Source organism: Buttiauxella noackiae (genome assembly GCF_000737905.1).
In the GTDB taxonomy this organism is placed as follows: Bacteria; Pseudomonadota; Gammaproteobacteria; order Enterobacterales; family Enterobacteriaceae; genus Buttiauxella; species Buttiauxella noackiae.
In genome coordinates, this window is record NZ_JPRU01000002.1 from 58,470 (window position 1) to 75,646 (window position 17,177).

20 protein-coding genes and 1 pseudogene are annotated in these 17,177 nt (G+C 51.5%); 3 read left to right on the top strand and 18 right to left on the bottom strand.

What is annotated here, in order from left to right; translation table 11 throughout:
- Positions 1–4: 4 nt before the first annotated feature.
- From IX31_RS08735 to IX31_RS08790, 12 genes and pseudogenes are all read right to left on the bottom strand, one after another.
- Entirely contained in the window at positions 5–949 is a 945-nt protein-coding gene (locus IX31_RS08735; protein WP_241767180.1) for a hypothetical protein, read from the bottom strand.
- 83 nt (positions 950–1,032) lie between these two features.
- A complete protein-coding gene (gene flgL, locus IX31_RS08740; RefSeq protein WP_072009435.1) occupies positions 1,033–1,941 on the bottom strand; it encodes a flagellar hook-associated protein FlgL in 909 nt (302 codons plus the stop codon).
- Between the two features lie 21 nt (positions 1,942–1,962).
- Positions 1,963–3,330 (bottom strand): flagellar hook-associated protein FlgK, encoded by a 1,368-nt coding sequence (gene flgK / locus IX31_RS08745; RefSeq protein WP_034457359.1) that lies wholly within the window; start codon positions 3,328–3,330, stop codon positions 1,963–1,965.
- Positions 3,331–3,443: 113 nt separating this feature from the next.
- Positions 3,444–3,728: pseudogene (locus tag IX31_RS08750) on the bottom strand (rod-binding protein); the annotation flags it as partial.
- A gap of 9 nt (positions 3,729–3,737) precedes the next feature.
- The gene (locus IX31_RS08755; protein WP_051880644.1) at positions 3,738–4,832 is read right to left on the bottom strand and encodes a flagellar basal body P-ring protein FlgI; all 1,095 of its coding nucleotides are present in this window, start codon (positions 4,830–4,832) and stop codon (positions 3,738–3,740) included.
- A gap of 12 nt (positions 4,833–4,844) precedes the next feature.
- Positions 4,845–5,510: a flagellar basal body L-ring protein FlgH gene (gene flgH, locus IX31_RS08760; RefSeq protein ID WP_034459909.1), complete on the bottom strand. Its 666-nt coding sequence runs from the start codon at positions 5,508–5,510 to the stop codon at positions 4,845–4,847.
- 33 nt (positions 5,511–5,543) lie between these two features.
- Complete coding sequence (gene flgG / locus IX31_RS08765) at positions 5,544–6,329, bottom strand: flagellar basal-body rod protein FlgG (RefSeq protein WP_034457361.1); 786 nt, start codon at positions 6,327–6,329, stop codon at positions 5,544–5,546.
- Between the two features lie 23 nt (positions 6,330–6,352).
- A complete protein-coding gene (locus IX31_RS08770) occupies positions 6,353–7,084 on the bottom strand; it encodes a flagellar basal body rod protein FlgF (RefSeq protein ID WP_034457362.1) in 732 nt (243 codons plus the stop codon).
- Complete coding sequence (gene flgE / locus IX31_RS08775) at positions 7,084–8,280, bottom strand: flagellar hook protein FlgE (protein ID WP_034457363.1); 1,197 nt, start codon at positions 8,278–8,280, stop codon at positions 7,084–7,086. The genes IX31_RS08770 and flgE overlap by 1 nt, the downstream gene beginning before the upstream one ends.
- Before the next feature lie 25 nt (positions 8,281–8,305).
- The gene (gene flgD / locus IX31_RS08780; protein ID WP_034457364.1) at positions 8,306–8,986 is read right to left on the bottom strand and encodes a flagellar hook assembly protein FlgD; all 681 of its coding nucleotides are present in this window, start codon (positions 8,984–8,986) and stop codon (positions 8,306–8,308) included.
- 3 nt (positions 8,987–8,989) lie between these two features.
- Entirely contained in the window at positions 8,990–9,415 is a 426-nt protein-coding gene (gene flgC, locus IX31_RS08785) for a flagellar basal body rod protein FlgC (RefSeq protein WP_034457366.1), read from the bottom strand.
- Between the two features lie 18 nt (positions 9,416–9,433).
- Positions 9,434–9,784, bottom strand: a complete 351-nt coding sequence (locus IX31_RS08790; RefSeq protein WP_034457367.1) for a flagellar basal body protein — start codon at positions 9,782–9,784, stop codon at positions 9,434–9,436.
- A gap of 275 nt (positions 9,785–10,059) precedes the next feature.
- On the opposite strand from IX31_RS08790, the gene flgA reads away from it, so the two are divergent.
- The 3 genes from flgA to flgN all read left to right on the top strand — a co-directional run bounded on the left by flgA (position 10,060) and on the right by flgN (position 11,468).
- Positions 10,060–10,653, top strand: coding sequence for a flagellar basal body P-ring formation chaperone FlgA (gene flgA / locus IX31_RS08795; protein ID WP_277813400.1), 594 nt, complete (start codon positions 10,060–10,062; stop codon positions 10,651–10,653).
- 105 nt (positions 10,654–10,758) lie between these two features.
- The gene (flgM, locus tag IX31_RS22300) at positions 10,759–11,034 is read left to right on the top strand and encodes a flagellar biosynthesis anti-sigma factor FlgM (protein WP_034457368.1); all 276 of its coding nucleotides are present in this window, start codon (positions 10,759–10,761) and stop codon (positions 11,032–11,034) included.
- A gap of 5 nt (positions 11,035–11,039) precedes the next feature.
- On the top strand, positions 11,040–11,468 hold the full coding sequence (gene flgN, locus IX31_RS08805; RefSeq protein WP_034457369.1) for a flagellar protein FlgN: 429 nt from the start codon (positions 11,040–11,042) through the stop codon (positions 11,466–11,468).
- A gap of 5 nt (positions 11,469–11,473) precedes the next feature.
- Here flgN and fliJ read toward each other — a convergent pair whose 3' ends face one another.
- From fliJ to fliE, 6 genes are read right to left on the bottom strand one after another with little or no spacing between them, the layout of a single operon-like run.
- Entirely contained in the window at positions 11,474–11,905 is a 432-nt protein-coding gene (gene fliJ / locus IX31_RS08810; RefSeq protein ID WP_034457370.1) for a flagellar export protein FliJ, read from the bottom strand.
- Between the two features lie 23 nt (positions 11,906–11,928).
- Positions 11,929–13,245 (bottom strand): flagellar protein export ATPase FliI, encoded by a 1,317-nt coding sequence (gene fliI / locus IX31_RS08815; protein ID WP_034457371.1) that lies wholly within the window; start codon positions 13,243–13,245, stop codon positions 11,929–11,931.
- Positions 13,238–13,993 carry a flagellar assembly protein FliH gene (fliH, locus tag IX31_RS08820; protein WP_034457372.1) on the bottom strand — a complete coding sequence of 252 codons (756 nt, stop codon included), beginning with the start codon at positions 13,991–13,993 and terminating at the stop codon, positions 13,238–13,240. The genes fliI and fliH overlap by 8 nt, the downstream gene beginning before the upstream one ends.
- 3 nt (positions 13,994–13,996) lie before the next feature.
- On the bottom strand, positions 13,997–15,055 hold the full coding sequence (locus IX31_RS08825) for a flagellar motor switch protein FliG (protein WP_034457374.1): 1,059 nt from the start codon (positions 15,053–15,055) through the stop codon (positions 13,997–13,999).
- On the bottom strand, positions 15,012–16,706 hold the full coding sequence (fliF, locus tag IX31_RS08830; protein WP_034457375.1) for a flagellar basal-body MS-ring/collar protein FliF: 1,695 nt from the start codon (positions 16,704–16,706) through the stop codon (positions 15,012–15,014). The genes IX31_RS08825 and fliF overlap by 44 nt, the downstream gene beginning before the upstream one ends.
- A gap of 9 nt (positions 16,707–16,715) precedes the next feature.
- Complete coding sequence (gene fliE, locus IX31_RS08835; RefSeq protein ID WP_034457377.1) at positions 16,716–17,090, bottom strand: flagellar hook-basal body complex protein FliE; 375 nt, start codon at positions 17,088–17,090, stop codon at positions 16,716–16,718.
- Positions 17,091–17,177 lie beyond the last annotated feature (87 nt).

Sequence of the window (17,177 nt, forward strand, 5' to 3'; positions counted from 1 at the left end):
CCCGTTAACGCAGTAAATTACTCACCGTACCCTGTCGCAAATTTGCCTGTGCGCCTAACGCTCTGGCAGTTGCGGCATAATCCTGGTGGCTGTTTTGTAAATGCTCTCGTAGTGCGCGGGCATGTTCCAGTGCCTCCGTAGGGCGGTATTGCGTCGCCATCTCATTGATTCTTCGGCGCACATTGTCCTGGTGGTTGTACAACTGGCCACGCTGTTGAGTCACTTGCTCCAACGCCTGCTGTACTTCCCCTTGATATTCACGCATCAGCGCGGGTTGCTGCGCCAACTGGCTCAGCGTGTCGGTCACTGCGGGTTCAGGGCGTGCCAGCAATGCGGTGAATTCATTAGCGGAAAAACGCTTTCCTTCCCCACGAACGCTTAACTGGCTACTGACCTGTGGCCAGCTTTTTTCATCCACGCTAAATGCCAGTGACTGCTGCTTATCAACACTGGCATGAATACCAAATCGCCCCAACCCCTGATTTAAACGCATAACATTCTGACGAGGTGTGGCACCGGCTTCGAGCGATACCGCCACCATTTCACGCCGCTGCCCGGCAAGAGAAAAAATCAACGTTTCGCTTTCATCATTCTGCAAAATTCGCCCAGCCGCTGGCAGCGTAAAATGCACCTGAGCGCTCTGCTCCGGGTCTACATCCAGATGCCTGTCAACAGTACCCGCCGTTAAATCCGGACGGTTATCCAGGAGTACAGAAAGGGAACGGGCAGCCTCATGAGCAACATCCCCACGCAGTGAGCCGTGGCCAACCGCATAACGCAGCTGTAAGAGCTGGTTTTCAACCTGCGATAAATAATTATCCGCCTGCTGGACTGAAGTCAGCTGCTGATTAAGCTGCACGTTATAACGCAGCGGGCGCGTAGAAATCAGCGGTGATTCAGGGAAACGGTTCTCAGTATTTTGCGCACGCGGTTGTGTCTGCTTTGACACCGCCGCGGTATGTTTCACTCCCCCGAGGTTCGAGGGAGTGCTTAAAGGAAGTCCTGCCTGGTTTAATCCAACCTGCATAATGATTACATCTGATTAAAGAGAGAAAGTTGGCTTATCATCATGAACGACTTGTTCGACGCCTGAACCGCCTGCGTGTAGAGCTGGATATTGACATAACTGGTGGCGGCATCAAGTGACGACAATTCCTGAATGACCTGCTCATGGGAAATTTTGATATCAGAATGAGCATCATCGATAAGCGACAGGCGGTTTTGCTTTCCACCCAACTCGGTATAGACCCCCGCCACTTTGTCGCTGGCAGTTTTAGTCTCCCCCAACAAGAGCTTTAAATCATCCCGATAATCTCCGCCAGGGGTCGCCATTTTATCGCTCACACTTTTAAGCAAATTCAGCATGCTAAGATCGTTGTCGCTGCCAGAAAAAGCTTTGCTGATGCTAGTGTTTTCCGCAATCTCAATGCCATTTGCTACAGTCGTGGAACGCGTCGCATCATTCCCGGCATAACTGTAGGTTCCTGTCTTTTCATCAAAAACAACCGGTTGGACGTTGGTTTTGGTGCCTGCAAAAATGTAATGCCCATCTTCATTTTTAGCATTCATCGAAGACACCAGCGATTCCAGCATTTGGGCAATTTCATTTGAAAACCCGGCCATATCTTTGTCGCTGTGCGTGTCATTGCTGGCCGCCAGTAATTTGTCGCTCAGCGCCAACAATTGGTCACTCATTGCGGTCACGTGGGATTCCTGAATGGACAGGTTGCCAGACAAACGCGTGATGTTACTTTGATACTGTTCGATTGCCGACTGCTCACGGTTTAATTGCACCAGGCGGCTACTGGCAACGGGATCGTCTGAAGGCACATTGACGCGTTTTTGCGTCGCCATTTGTTCCATCAATTTACTCAGTCGCGCTCCGTTCTGGTTCATCTGGTGCAACATGGCGGACGAGTGGTAAAGACTGCTGATACGCATGATAAATTCCTTTTTCTGTTATCAGAACAGCATCAGTAAATCGCTGAAAATCTGGTTGCCGGTGGCGATCACTTTCAAGTTGGACTGATACGCCTGCATATAAACCTGGAGGTTCATGGCCTCTTCATCCTGGTTCACCGCACTCAGATTATCGCGCTGTGTTTGCGCCTGATATGAGACGGCGGTGGCCGCATCCAGCTCAGTTTTATTCTGGCGGCTGGCAATTCCCACGGTGCTGATAATCGCAGCAGCGGCTTCATTCACGCTCATATTGCCCATATTACCAATGGAAATATCTTTGTTTTTCAGATCAATAAGGGCTTTAAGGTTGGTGCCGTTGCCGCTTTCATCTGCTTTATCCGAAAGCGCCAGTTCATCTGCTTTCAGGTCGCTGATTTGTAGCATCCCTTTGCCGCTAGTGAGATCAAAGACAAACAATGGCTTACCCGGCTGCCCGTTCAGATCAAAACCACTGGCCAGTTGCGCGTTAAACTCTTTGGCAAATTGCTCGGCCATATCCCGCACCGCGCTTTGCATCGTTTTTAGCGTGCCCTGCTCATAATCATTGAGTGCACCTAACTGCCCACCAATCGCCGATGAAACACCAAAAGTGGTATTGAGGAATTCCAGCGACACTTCCTGCTCACCTTGCTGATTCATGGTGGATTTGAGCTGCCCGAAATGGCGGCCATTGACCAGCGGTTGGCCGTCGTTTAAGGAAACGTTATAGCGGCCAGATGCATCCTCTGAAACTTTAACGCTGACCATGCTGCTCAACTCTTTTACCAGCTCATCGCGCTGGTCACGCAATACACTGGCATTGCCGCCTGTCGCTTCCTGGTCGGCGATTTGCTGGTTGTAACTGGCGATGTTTTTACTGAGCACATTAACGTTACCCACCAGTGCATCACGCTGCGTATTAATCGAAACTTTCTGGCTACTGATAAAGCTGTCAACGTTGTTAAAACGGGTCGCCAGAGACTGGCTTTCATTGAGCAGTTGCTGGCGCAGCGCCGGTGAATCTGGTTGCGTGGTCAACGCATTGAGTGCTGCGAAAAATTTGTCCAGCCCGCCACCAAGACTCGTGCTGTCGGTGCCAATGACGCTTTCCAGCGCTCCTAAATATTTCTGTCCGGCATCGTAATATTCCGCACGCGTGTTGCTGTGCCAGACCTGATTTACCAGATACTGATCGGAAATACGGCGAATGCTGTCTACACGAACACCGTTACCTGCGGAAAAACTGTCGCCATTGGTGCCAATGGAACTTTGAATAATGCCCTGACGGCTATAACCAGGCGTAAGGTAGTTTGCCACGTTCATTGACGTGGTACTCATGCCCTGCCGCGCAGCCTGCGCCCCCGAAAAAGCGATATTGATAATGTTCATTATGATCCTTGCTCTGAGCGCGTCATGGGCGGAGTCAATTCCTTCTCTTTAACAGGTAAAGCGACCTGTTGCCCGGTTAACTTAAGCGCGCGGTCCATGCCTTCGGTCTGCGGCCCCAACTGCTTTATGATCAACGATGCAATACCGCTACTACGTTGTGAAGCCAGCAAAGAAGCGAGCTTGTCATCATAAAAATCGCGCATCATCGTTTGCTGCTTGCTGGAAAAAGGATTGTCCCCTTCCGATAACACATCCGAAGCCTTGCGCATCTGGCTGAACATGGAACGTAAAAAAAGCGCTTCGAACTGTTCCGCCGCCTGCTCAAGGTTCTGAGCTTTCTGCGTTCCGGTAAAATCTCCCGGAATGGTGTTAGTTCTTGTGGTCAGCGAATCGATCATTATCTTTCCTTAAATCACTACCAGTTCTGCATCCATTGCACCGGCTTCGCTAAGCGCCTGCAAAATCGCCATCGTGTCATCAGGGGATGCACCAAGGCTGTTTAGCGTGTTGACGATATTTCTCAGGCTGGTTCCGGCAGGCACCATCACCATCTGCCCACGTTCGCGGTTCACGCTAATATTTGAATTAGGTGTTACGGTCGTGTTTCCCTGCCCAAATGGCGCAGGTTGGCTGACTTGAGGGGTTTCCTGAATGGAAACCGTGAGGTTGCCATGAGACACGGCTGCTGCACGAACCACCACGCCATCGCCAATCACAATCGTGCCGGTTCTTGCGTTAAACACCACGCGCGGTTGCTGTTTGCCAGTGCTGATTTGCAAATCTTCGAGGTTCGACATAAAGGCTACTCGCGCACCGGGTTGATCTGGCGCTCGTACCATCACGTTAGTGGCACTTTGCGCAGTCGCAATGGAGCCAAATGCCTGGTTAATTGCCATCGCGACATTGTTGGCAGTTTTAAAACTTGGCCGCTTCAGGTTGAGCACAACCTGGCTGTTGGCTTGAAAATCGGTAGGAATTTCCCGCTCGACGCTCGCTCCGTTAGGCACGCGGCCTACGGTTGGGGTATTCATGGTGATGCTTGAACCGCTATCACCTTCAGCCTTAAAGCCGCCAACCACAACGTTGCCTTGCGCCAATGCGTAGACTTCGCCATCGGCACCGCGTAACTGAGTCAATAAGAGTGTGCCTCCGCGCAGGCTTTTCGCATCGCCAATCGAGGAGACTGTAATATCAATTGATTGCCCACGGGCGTACATCGGCGGCAGCGTCGCGCTGATTGCCACCGCCGCCACGTTTTTCACCTTCGGGTCAATTTTGGCCGGCATCTGGACGCCAAACTGGCGCAACATGTTGGTTACCGACTGGCTGGTGAATTTGACCTGGTTTTTATCCCCCGTCCCATCCAACCCGACCACGAGGCTGTATCCCACCAGTTGGTTGCCACGAACACCCTGAATATCAACGATATTCCCCAACCGTTCTGCATGAACCTGTCCGATAAAAACGAGCAGGAACAAAAAGCCTGATACCGCGTTACGCATGCTTTTCTCCTGTTAAATCGGGAACAGTGGGTGGTTAAAGAAGCGCGTCAGCCATCCTGCCGCATTTGCATCACTGAGCGCGCCACGCCCGGCATACGAAATACGCGCATTAGCAATACGTTGGGACGAAACCGTGTTGTCCTGGGACACATCTTCTGGCCTGACCAGGCCAGACACTCTCATGTATTCGTCGCCCTGGTTGAGCGTCAGCCATTTTTCACCACGCACTTCCATCACGCCATTGGGTAAGACTTTATGCACCGCAACGGTAATGGCGCCGCGCAACATGTTTTGCTGTGCAGAATTAGCCGCACCTTTGAAGTTACGATCGCCACTGATAGAGGCGCTGGCTTTATCCAGCGTTTTACCGAACACTTCCGGCACGCCTATCGTCACGTCGTTTTCTTTACCAAAATTGGTGGTGGCCTGCTTGCTGGACTGGGTGGATTCATCCAGGTTGACGGTCAGAATATCCCCCACACGATAGGCGCGGCGATCCTGAACTAAGGACCAACTGTAACCGCTGTTATACAAGCCGCCGCCTGAAACAGCAGGCGTTACTGCCGCCAGTTCCTCCGGTGGTGCGTAGGCCGCATCGTCTTTCTTAACGAAAAGAGCCGGGCTTTCACACCCCGCCAAAACCAGGGCCAACAGCCCAACAAGCATTTTCTTTTTCATTTCCATTCACTTCTTAATCGCAATCCCTGCGTTTTATAGCGTTTGTGTGACGAACTTCAGCATGTCATCAGCCGCGGAAACCATTTTGGCGTTCATTTCGTAGGCACGCTGAACGGTGATCATATCGACCATCTCTTCCACCACTTGCACGTTGGAACCTTCCAGTGTTCCCTGCTCAAGTTGCCCTAATGCTTCTTCACCTGGAACACCTTCAACGGGCGCACCACTGGCAGCGGTTTCACGATACATATTGCCGCCAATTGCTGAAAGACCGGCCGGGTTCACAAAGTTAACCAGCGTGATTTGCCCAAGTTCCACCGGGTCCACTTCATCAGCCACCAGCACAGAAATGGTACCGTCTTTAGCGATGTTCACCTCTTTGGTGTTCACTGGCAGTTCGATCTGTGGGATCAGTGGTTGCCCTTGTGCCGTCGTGACAACCCCTTCACTGTTCACTTGCAGATTGCCCGAACGGGTATAGCCCACGGTGCCATCCGACATTTCAATCTGGAAGAAGCCTTGACCGGCAATCGCCACATCCATTTTCTGGTTGGTGACTTGCATACTGCCCACGGTAAAGGACTTCTGCGTCCCGACCACTTTTACCCCGCTGCCATACTGCATGCCGCCCGGTGTCGCGGTGTCTTGATTTGCCTGCACGCCAGGCGCACGCATGTTCTGATAAAACAAGTCTTCAAAAACGACACGGTCGCGTTTAAACCCGGTGGTATTCACGTTAGCGAGGTTATTGGAAACCGCATTCATTTTGGCGTCCTGCGCCGCAAGGCCGGTTTTACTGATCCATAATGCTGGATTCATTCTTTATTCCCTTAATAGTCAAATCAGGTATTACGGAGTACGCGATTCCCAGCTTGTGCAAGATCCTCTGCCACTTTCATCATTTTGATCTGCGCCTCAAAACTACGATTGAGGGACATATTGGAGATCATTTCGCTGATGGCAGAAACGTTGCTGCTTTCCAGATGTTTGCTGGCAAGCGAAACGGTTTCACTGCGTGGTTCAGTGCGGTTGCTGCTTATCAAAAAACCGTTGTTATCTTTGCTTAGCTGGTTAGTTGCCACATCAACCAACTTGATACGGTCAACATCCATTAACGCGTTAATATCCCCGTCCTGAGGTACGATGGAAATTGTGCCGTCGTCAGCAATAGAGACTTGTGCAAACGGTGGCAGCACAATTGGCCCGCCCTCGCCTACCACCGGCTGGCCATTAATCGTCAGGTCACCATCCTCACTGACATCAATATGACCGTTACGGGTATAGACCTCTTTGCCGCCCATTTGCAGGGCAATCAGCCCATTACCCACAATACCGACATCCAGATCGCGCCCGGTTTCTTCAAGCGACCCTGATGCCATATCTACGCCGCCGCTGGCGTTTTGCACCATATAACGGGAATCATAACCACTGCCTGAAACCTTCGAGGACATTGCTTTATCCAGGTCGCCACGAAAGCCACTGGTATTCACGTTGGAGAGGTTATTGGCGTGTACCTGCTGCTGCATCAGGCTGCGGCTGGCACCACTCATCGCGGTATAAATGAGATGATCCATTACACAGCCTGCATTAGAGCGTTCATCATGTTGTCATTGGTGCTAATCACTTTAGTGTTAGCCTGGTAGTTACGCTGAGCACTCATTAACCCAACCAGTTCCGAGGTCAAATCGACGTTGGACTCCTCCAGCGCATTGGATTTGATGTAACCCAAAAGACCGCTGCCTGGCGCACCAACTAATGGAGCACCAGAAGTACCGGTTTGTGCCCAGGTGGTGCCATCTTGTGATTGCAGACCGTTCGGATTAGCGAAGTTGGCAATGATGAGCTGGCCCTGCAACATACGCTCTCCGTTGGAGAAGGTGGCATAAACGTTGCCTTTTTCATCGACCTGCTGCCCGGTACGCTCACCCGATGCGTAACCATCACCCTGGTTGCGGCTTACGGAGAAATCAGAGCCATATTGGGTGGTGCCGGCATAGTTCAGCTTGATGTCAATTGGTGCAGCGCCAGTTGGGTTATAGGTCAGATTGGTCGACGTGGAACCATTGGCAAAGTTCGCCATGCTGCCGTTGGTGCCGAAATTGATGTCATTCGCACCGATGCTGTTGCCATCCATGTAATAGTGAACTGTCCATTGGTTATCAACGGTGTCACTCTTAACAAAGTATTGCGTCAGTGTGTGCTCACGACCCAATGAATCAAACACTTGTGTGGTATAGGTATTGTTATAAGAAGTGTCGTCTGTGGTATCGAAGGTCTTGCCCGGCGCTTTAGCATTTGCGTCAAAGTTGGCGGTAAAGCCGACGCCCGAGGTCGCTTTCGCCGGAATAGAACCGCTCATAATGCTCAGATTACTGACCGTACCCACCTGCAAATTACCGTTAGCATCGACAGGATAACCCTGCATGTTCATACCGAGGTTATTGACCAGGTTGCCGTCTTTGTCAGTACCAAAATAACCAGCACGGGTGTAAGAGGTGGTGCCGGTGGTATCGCGCACCACAAAGAAACCGTTACCAGAAATCGCCAGATCCAATGAGTTGCTGGAACTAATGATATTGCCGCCGCGGGTAATACTTTGCGTGACGCCAGTCACGCCCACGCCCAAAGGCTGAGACTGTGCATAAAGAGCGGAAAACTCCGCACGCCCGGACTTGTATCCCACCGTTCCGGTGTTGGCGATATTATTACTGATGGCCCCAAGCTGCTGGCTAATAGCGTTAAGACCTGACGTTGCGATACTAAAACTCATGATTTCATCCTGATTACAAAAGTTGTTACGTCCGACGTGTGCCGGAAGCCTGTCCACCAAACTGACTGATACTGCTGTACGGGACTTCTCCAAGTCCGGCGATTTTCAGCATCGTGACGCCGCCTTTTAATGGGATACGCACGTTGCTGACTGTGCCGCCAATTTCCACAGGAATGGATTTTTCGGCGGTATCGGTCACAGCACTCAGAGTGTATTTGCCTTCCGGCAGACCCAGTTTTTTAGCATCGAGTGTGAAATCCACCAGCCCGGCCTGTTGGCGGCCCAAATCAATCTTGTGTTCGTTGCCGCTGGCGTCTTTAACATGCACCGTTACCGACGATGCCGGGTGTTCCAGCGTCAGACGGCCATTGAGTACCGAGTCGCCCTGCAATTCCACACGATCGGTTTGCACCATCACGTTTTGGCCGACCAGATTGGCCGTAGTCAGCGTCTGCAAGTTGTCCATCATGATGCTGCTGTTTTGCATCAGACTGGCGACCTTCTCCATCGACTGCACCTGAGAAAGCTGTGCTAGTTGTCCGACATATTCCGTACCATCGGTTGGGTTGAGCGGGTCCTGGTTTTGTACCTGAGCTACCAACAATTTCAGGAACATGTCATTCATACCTGATGCTGATTGCCCATTAGGGGAAATAGAACTTCCGCTGGTGTCAGTCGCGTAAGTTGAGGTATCCGTTACATTCATCAATTACACCTCGCCCAGACGCAGCACGCTTTGCTGCATGCTTTTGACATTGCTGAGCACTTCAGCGCTGGTTTCAAAACCGCGAGATGCCGACATCATGTCTGCCATCTCTTCCACCACGTTGATATCCGGGTAATAAACGTAACCTTCGTTGTTCGCCATCGGGTGATGCGGCTCGTAGCGTGAAACAGCCTGGCCGGTTTCTACCACGTCCATAATCTGCACACGGGCACCTGCAAAGGCGTTATTTCCGGCGAGTTGGCTATTCTGGTAGATAGACGCAAAAACGGGGCGGCGTGCTTTATACACCGTGTCGGCACTTGCCGACGCGGCATCGGCGTTAGCCATGTTACTGGCGATGGTGTTCAACCTGACGGTTTGCGCCGTCATCGCAGAACTAGAGATTCGATAAATGTCCGTAAAAGCCATACTTTCTTCCTGAACGAATTATTTGCCTTCGATGGCAGCCCGCAATCCCGAAAATTTCATTTTCAGAAACGTCAGGCTCATTTGGTAGTCCATGCTGTTCTTCGCGAATGCAGCCTGTTCTACATCCAGCGCCACCGTATTCCCATCCGCAGACGGTTGATAAGGCAGACGATATTTCACCTCGGTTTGCGCTCCCGGAAACAACGACTGTTTTGAACGTTGCATCTGCGCGGCAAAATCAATATCTTTAGCCTTGAAATTAGGGGTATCCACGTTGGCAAGATTGGTGGATAACAGCTCTGCCCTGGTCAGTCTGAGCTGCAATGCCTGTGGATGTACGCCTAATGCCTTGTCAAAACTAATGCTCACTGTCACTCCTTACAGTCTTGCGTCCTCTGTACTCCTGGCGCAGATTTCTCTCAGAGGAATCTTGCAATCAATGACATTTAAAGCAATTAACATGCCAGGTTTATAACAACATGATTTTCAAACGGATAACTTCATCCCCCTCACCAATGAGGAAAAACCTCTTCCGCCTGCTTTTTATCGGGCTGAGCCTCGTATGCAGTGCATCGCATGCCGCAGATGCGACTCATCAGTTGGATAAAATCGCCAGAAAAAGTGCCCAGGCGGAAATCAAAGAGATGGCGCAAAATCAAGGCTGGGGGAAATATGACTTACAGCTTGAAACGGTTCTTCCCACTGAAGCTTCAACATTGCCAGTATGCAAAAAAAATCCTGTAGCAACGCCGACTGCCAGACGCACGTTGTACCGGCTTCGCTATGATGTCACCTGCCCAGACGCACAAGGCTGGACGCAGACGGTAGCAGTAAAAACAGTTGTCAATCTGCCTGTCGTTATTGCCATAGAAACGCTGGAACGCGGACGTGTGATTGATACAAAGGATGTGACTCTTAAGGTTCAGGATATTGCCCCACTCAATGCCCAGTTCTTTACCACGACAGATGAAGCTATTGGCCAAACGGTGAAGCGCCGTATTACATCCGCGCAGATTGTAAATTCCGCGCAGTTAGAACAGCCCGTCATGGTTGAGCGTGGACAAAGTGTGTTGATGGTGGCTCGCCAGAACGGCATCGAAGCCAGTACTTCGGGAGAAGCTATGAAACAGGGGCGTAAAGGGGATGTGATTCGAGTGAAGAACATCAGCAGCCAGCGCACCGTTGATGCAGTAGTGGTATCGCCTGGTGTGGTGCATATTCTTGTCGCTACTCGATAATCGTCATTTTTTATTGAAAGATTAAAGTTTTCGGTAATTTCCGTCGCTTTATACTGACAGAAGAAAATCTTTGCAGATGAACCTGGTTTACCTCGGGAGAGAAAAATGAAAATTAACCAAAACCACTACTCGCAAATCCAGCCGACGCAAAACAGCCAGGCCACCAAAGAATTAGGCGAAACGAAAGCGTCAGCACCTCTGCGCAGTACACCTATTGCAGCCGTTGACCCTGTTTTGGGTGATGCTCAGAAAGCCCTGCAAAACCTGCCAGAAGTAGACATGGCGCGCGTAGCGGAAATGAAGCAAGCCATCAGCAGTGGGCAATTGCACGTCAATCTTGATGACTTGACGCTTTCTATTCAGAAATACTTTCAACGGTAACGAACATGACAACAACAGGCCAACGGATGACCGCTTTGTTGCAGGATATGGTGCAGGACAGACAGCGCTATATCTCGCTAAAGAATTTACTGGAAGAGCAACGCACACTTTTGCTTGAGCGCAATAGTGAGCAACTTAACCGTGTGAATCAGGAATTGATGCAGATTTACCAGCTGCTTGCTGATAGCGCAACGGCTCGCCAGCAGTCATTGCAGACGCTGGGTTTTAGCGCCGATAAAGCAGGATTACGGCAGTTCATTCAGCGTTTGCCCGAACAGCATCAAGGGAAAATTAGTGCGCTTTGGGAAGATCTTCAACGCCATGCCCAACTCTGCCAGCAGTTAAATGAACGCAATGGCATGGTGCTGCATATGCAGCAGCAAGTTATGGAAAATGTGGTTAATGCAGGCCAGCCCGCAGACTGGCTGTATTGAGATAATCAAGGGCGTATACGCCGCATCCAGCTCTGAGTAGACATCGCATCGGTGGTTTTCTGATCTTTACGCGCTTCTTCACTGGCAAACTTGTCCTGCCGTTGCTCAAGCACCAGTTGATACCCGCGCTCACGGCGCGCTTCATGCAGTAAATTCTGTTGGATCTCCTGCATTTTCATATCCGCAAGCGCCTGTTCTTGCTTTTGCCAGTTAATAATACGCTGGATGTTTTTCTTATAATGCGCCTGATTTGTCATCATGGCGGCATGGGTATTTCCTGCACCCGCTGGCGAAACCGCCAGGTTATTCAACGCCTGTATATTGTTTTCATAACGCTGACACAGCTGCTGTTGGGACGATAATTTTCCGCTGAGATCTTTCACCGTCCGGGCACGCATTTGAACCAGGTGTTCAAGCGTTCTGATGGTTCTTGGCATCCTTTACCTCTTTATCAGTCGGTTTAACGCTGAACCAACGACTGTAAGTCCTCGATGGTATTTTCAAGCGTCGCACCAAAGCCAACTTCCTGTTGTAAATAATGGTGGATAGCGGGAGCCATCCCCACCGCACGATCCACCAGCGGATCGCTACCGGCTACGTAGCCCCCAAGCGGCAGCATGGGTTTGATATTCATGTATTCGCCATACAGTTGCTTTAAAGTCCGCGCGGCGCGCTGATGGTCGGTAGTGACGATCTGCGACATACAGCGGCTGATCGACTGAGAAATGTCGATAGCCGGGTAGTGTCCGGCTTCCGCCAGGTGCCTTGAAAGCACAATGTGCCCATCCAGGACCGCACGAGCGCAGTCGACTATCGGATCTTGTTGATCGTCACCTTCAGCCAGTACGGTATAGATTGCGGTCATCGTGCCCTGCCCCTCGCTGTTTCCAGCACTTTCCACCAGTTTTGGGATCAGGCCAAAAGCAGACGGCGGGTAGCCTTTTGTTGCAGGAGGTTCACCAAGGGAGAGCGCAATTTCACGCTGCGCCATCGCATAACGAGTCAGAGAATCGACCAGCAACAAAACATCCAGACCACGATCGCGATAGTAGGTGGCAATGGCGTGGCACAGTTCCGTTGCTTTCAGGCGCATCAGCGGGGATTCATCCGCCGGTGCGGCGACAATCACTGACTTTGCCAGCCCGGTTTCACCTAGCGAATGTTCGATAAACTCTTTAACTTCGCGGCCACGCTCGCCGATCAACCCCACCACCACCACATCTGCGCGGGTATAGCGGGTGATCATGCCCAGCAGCACGCTTTTGCCAACGCCGCTGCCAGCCATCAGGCCAACACGCTGCCCTTTACCAATGGTCAGCAGCCCGTTGATAGCGCGAACGCCCACATCCAGCGGTTCATCAACCGAGCGGCGGGTAAGCGGGTGAATTTGCGCGATATGGCGGGGTAACGGGGTTTCCCCCTGCAATTTACCTTTTTGATCCAGAGGTTCACCCAGGCCGTTGACTACGCGCCCGAGCCATTGCATCCCCACCATCACTGATTCTTCTTTTTCGGCTGGGTAAACTTTAGCGCCAGCAATCAGCCCGACCGGGTGCTTAAACGGCATCAGGTGAGTGATTTCTCGGTCAAAACCCACGACCTGAGCATCCATCATGTTGCCATCAACGCTTTCAATACGACAATGCTGACCAATAGCCAGCACACAGCCGACGCACTCCAGCAGCATGCCATTGACTCGAACAAGGCGCCCCGCTACACGGGCGAGGTTAATATTCTCGATCGATTTGAGCGCCTGTTCGAAATCAATCTTATGCATCCTGCGCCTCCGGCAGGAGGGTATCTTTTAGCACGTCCATGCATTGTTCCAGGCGATGCTCACAACCGATGTCCATTTCAGTGGTTTCGGTTACTACCCGGCATTCCCCCGGCTGCATTTGCGGATCGGCACACAGTCCCCACTCTTTCGAGCGTTCAGGTTCCGCTTCGCTAATGCGGCGATACTCTTCCGCATTCAGGCAAACTTTCAGCTGTTCCGGCGTTTTCGCAAGACTGCCGATGGCTTCTTCCACCAGCGTAAGCAGTTGCGTTGGGTGCAAAGTCAGTTCACAGCGGATCACCTGGCGGGTGACTTTTTCCACCAGTTGCAGCAACTCATTGCGCCGCCGGGTTTCATAATCAGCCAGATACTGCTTAAGTTGCTCGGTTACGCCATCGAGTGGTTGCGATGCATCAATAAACAGTTGGTGCCCGGCAGCTTTACCTTCGTCATGACCTTTACGCATGCCTTCGTCAAAGCCCAGACGCACACCTTCCTGGTAACCTTCCCCACGCCCCTCTTCCAGACCCTGTTCAAACCCTTGCTTCATGCCTTCCTGAAAACCGTCCGCAAGCTGTTGTTGTAGGCTGGCGTTATCCAGAAACGGTGCATTAAACCCGGCATCACCCATCGCGCCATCCAACAGTTGGCGGTTGCGATGCAGCGGCGGGAATTTATGCACTCTTGGCCTTGCAGTTGCCGGTTGGGCAAGAGGTTTGGCAAATCGTGATTTCGTCTGCTGGCTCATCCGTTACTCCATCGTCACTTCAGAGAAGAGACGAACCTGAATCTCGCCTTCTTCTGCCAGTTCACGTACGGTCGCCATAATCTCTTTGCGTACCTGTTCAACACGGCTTGCCGGAACCGGCCCTAAACGGGTGCCGGTACTTTGTAATAGTTGAACCTGACGTTTTGGCATCGCACTATAAATCGCCTGACGCAGAACCGGCTCGGTGCCTTTGAGCGCCACAGCCCACTCTTCAATCGGGATTTCATCCATCAGGCGTTGCAGCACCGCAGGAGTCTGGCGGCTGAGAATAAAGAATTCATACATCTGATCTTTAAGCTCGTTAACCACATCCTCGTCACGGATACGCAGTTGTTCTAACAGTTCCTGCTGGTTAGATGGAATGCGATTGACGATGTCGGCCGCATGTTTAATCCCCACCAGTTTTGAACCGTGTTCAGACAACACCGCCACACCGCGTTCGATAATGCGATCCAGCTCGTCAATCACATCACGGTTTATGTCATCGAGCCGAGCAATACGATAGATAATTTCATCACGGCGCGATTCTTCAAGGCAGCTCAATACGTTAGCCGCCACATCCGGTGGCAAGAATGCGAGGAAAACGGCCTGAAGTTGTAAGTGTTCCTGATCAATAAGGCTTGCAAGCTGCGGAGTATCAACCCATTGCAACCGCGCCATGCGGTAACGCATTTCATCACCGTAGATGCCATTAATCACGCTGCGAGAAATCTCGCTGCCCAGTGCTTTATCAAGAATATTCTTCAGATAGGTACGGGAAGCGCCATTAATGCCGCTTTGCTCCCGGTAATCCTGGAAGAAATTATTCATCGCATTTCGGGCATGGGTGACTTTGATGCCGTGCAAACGCGCCATCGTTTCACTCACGCGCACCACTTCTTCACGGCTCAATTTAGCCATGACTGTCGCGGCGGCTTCTTCGCCAATGCTGAGCAGCAAAATTGCTGCTTGCTCCAGTCGGCTGCGCCCATTATTGGCAGCGCTTGCCGCAGTGCGGTTAGTCTTGTTTGCTTGCGGTTGCGGCTGCGCTAGTTCGCTCATTGCTATTTATCCATTGTTTTAACACTTCAGCCACGCGCTCGGTTTCACCCTGCGCCAGCGTCTGTAAGAATTCCACTTTCGTCTCAAGCCCTGAACTTTGCGGCGGCAGATTATCCTCAACCTGGAAGGAGGACTTAGGCAAAGCCTGTACCAGCGAATCTTCTTCGCTTGAGGTTTCGCCTTCCAACAGCACACCGCTGTTTTCATCCTGCAAGTTGGCAATCTGTTGCGGCGAATTTGTCGTGAACCGACGTGCCAGTGGGCGAACCCCAAGCAGCAGGAGCAGCAAAGCCAGGAAGCCAATACCGCCCATCTGCCCCCAATCGCGAATATCCGGGTCCTGCCACCATTTCATTGATGGGATATCCAGAGAATCCGCAGGTGTAAAGACCAGGCGATCGAGAGTCAGTGAATCTCCTCGTTGCTTGTCCACACCAGCGGCATCTTCTATCAACTTATTCAGAGCGGTGAATTGTTCCGGTGTCCACTTCTCCAGTGCCGGTGCCGACTGGTTCAACACCACGGCAATAGACATTTTTTCGAGCTTATAGAGCGGATGCTTGATATGCCGTATATCGCGGTCATAAGCATATTTACGCTGAGTCTGACTACGGCTGGAGAGCGCTTGCGGTGTGGTCGAAGGCGCTCCAGGAGTTGTGGTTGCCGCAGGAGTAGCTGCTGGTTGGGCCGGAGCCGCCGTTGGTGCGCGGTTACTCAACGAACCAGGAATGCCCATCGCTAACTCATCGGTGGAGTTTTCCTGGTTAACGCTTTCGTCGCTGACGCGCGGGTCACCCGCATAACGTTCTTGCGTCTCTTCAACAGCGCTGAAATCCACTTGCGGTACGACGCTGGTACGGAAATTCCCCTGTCCAACGATAGAATTTAGCAAGTTAGCGATGTTCTTTTCGGTTTCGCTTTTGATCTGCTGGCTGATGTCGCGAACTTTGGTGATACCCGCCATCTGGCCGTTATCTGTTTCGATACCTTCAGAAAGAAGATTGCCGGTTTGATCAACAACCCGCACCTGGCCTGCATTCAAACCAGGAACGCTGCCAGCCACCAGTTGCACAATTGATGCCACCTGCTGGTCGTTGAGATGCTGCCCTGCCCGTAAGCGCACCATTACAGAAGCACTGCTTTCTGGTTGGTTAGTGAGTACAAACGAACTGGACTCCATAAGCCCCAGATGTACTCGGGCGGCTTCCACAGGATCAAGCCCCATTATGCTTTGCGCCAGTTCACCTTCGATACTGCGCTTATAACGGACATTCTGAATAAACTGGCTGCTGCCGAGCAATTCGTCTTTATCCATTAATTCGTAGCCGCCAGGCATAATGGCCGTGACACCTTGTTCCGCCAGCGCCATGCGTGCTTTCGGCAATTTACTGCTGTCGACCATGATGATGCCGCTGGCAGGATCGATACGGTAATCAATGGCCTGGCTACCCAGAACATCAACAACCTGCTTCACGGGCACATTTTCCTGGGAGCCAAACAGCGCCACATAATTGTGATTGGTCATCCACAAAGACGTGACGATAGCGCTGGCAAGTACCAGGCCCGCAGCGCCCAGCAACATATTTTTCTTGTTTCCCGTTAGCCCATGCTCAAAGGTCATAGGGAATCGTTGTTTTATTTTATCAATCACATCAAAACCTTACACAGCCATATTCATGACTTCGTCGAGGGCAGAAGTGAGCTTGTTGCGCACCTGTACCATCGCCGAAAACGCGACACTGGCTTTCTGACTTTCCACCATTGCCCCCGTCAAATCATCGCTGATCCCTGTTTCCACGGCGGTCTGTTTAGCTGCCGCACTGTGCTGCATGGCATCTACGCGATGCACGGCTTCATTCATCATTTGGCTGAACGAGCCCGCGGATGAGCCAGAAAGGGAAGAGGCAGAAATTTCACCGCCGATTTGCTGCGCTGGGGCAATAATGCCTTGTGAAGAAGTGAGCATGTTTTGCTGCATCCGTTGCAGCATTGCATGCTGCGCGGAAGAGAAAGCAACCAACTGAATTTTATCCATTTATTATTTCTTCCTGTGAAACTTAGAGCCTGTTCCAGTCGGTGCTATTGAGGCAGCCAGATGGGTCACGGGCAGTGCGTACAAATC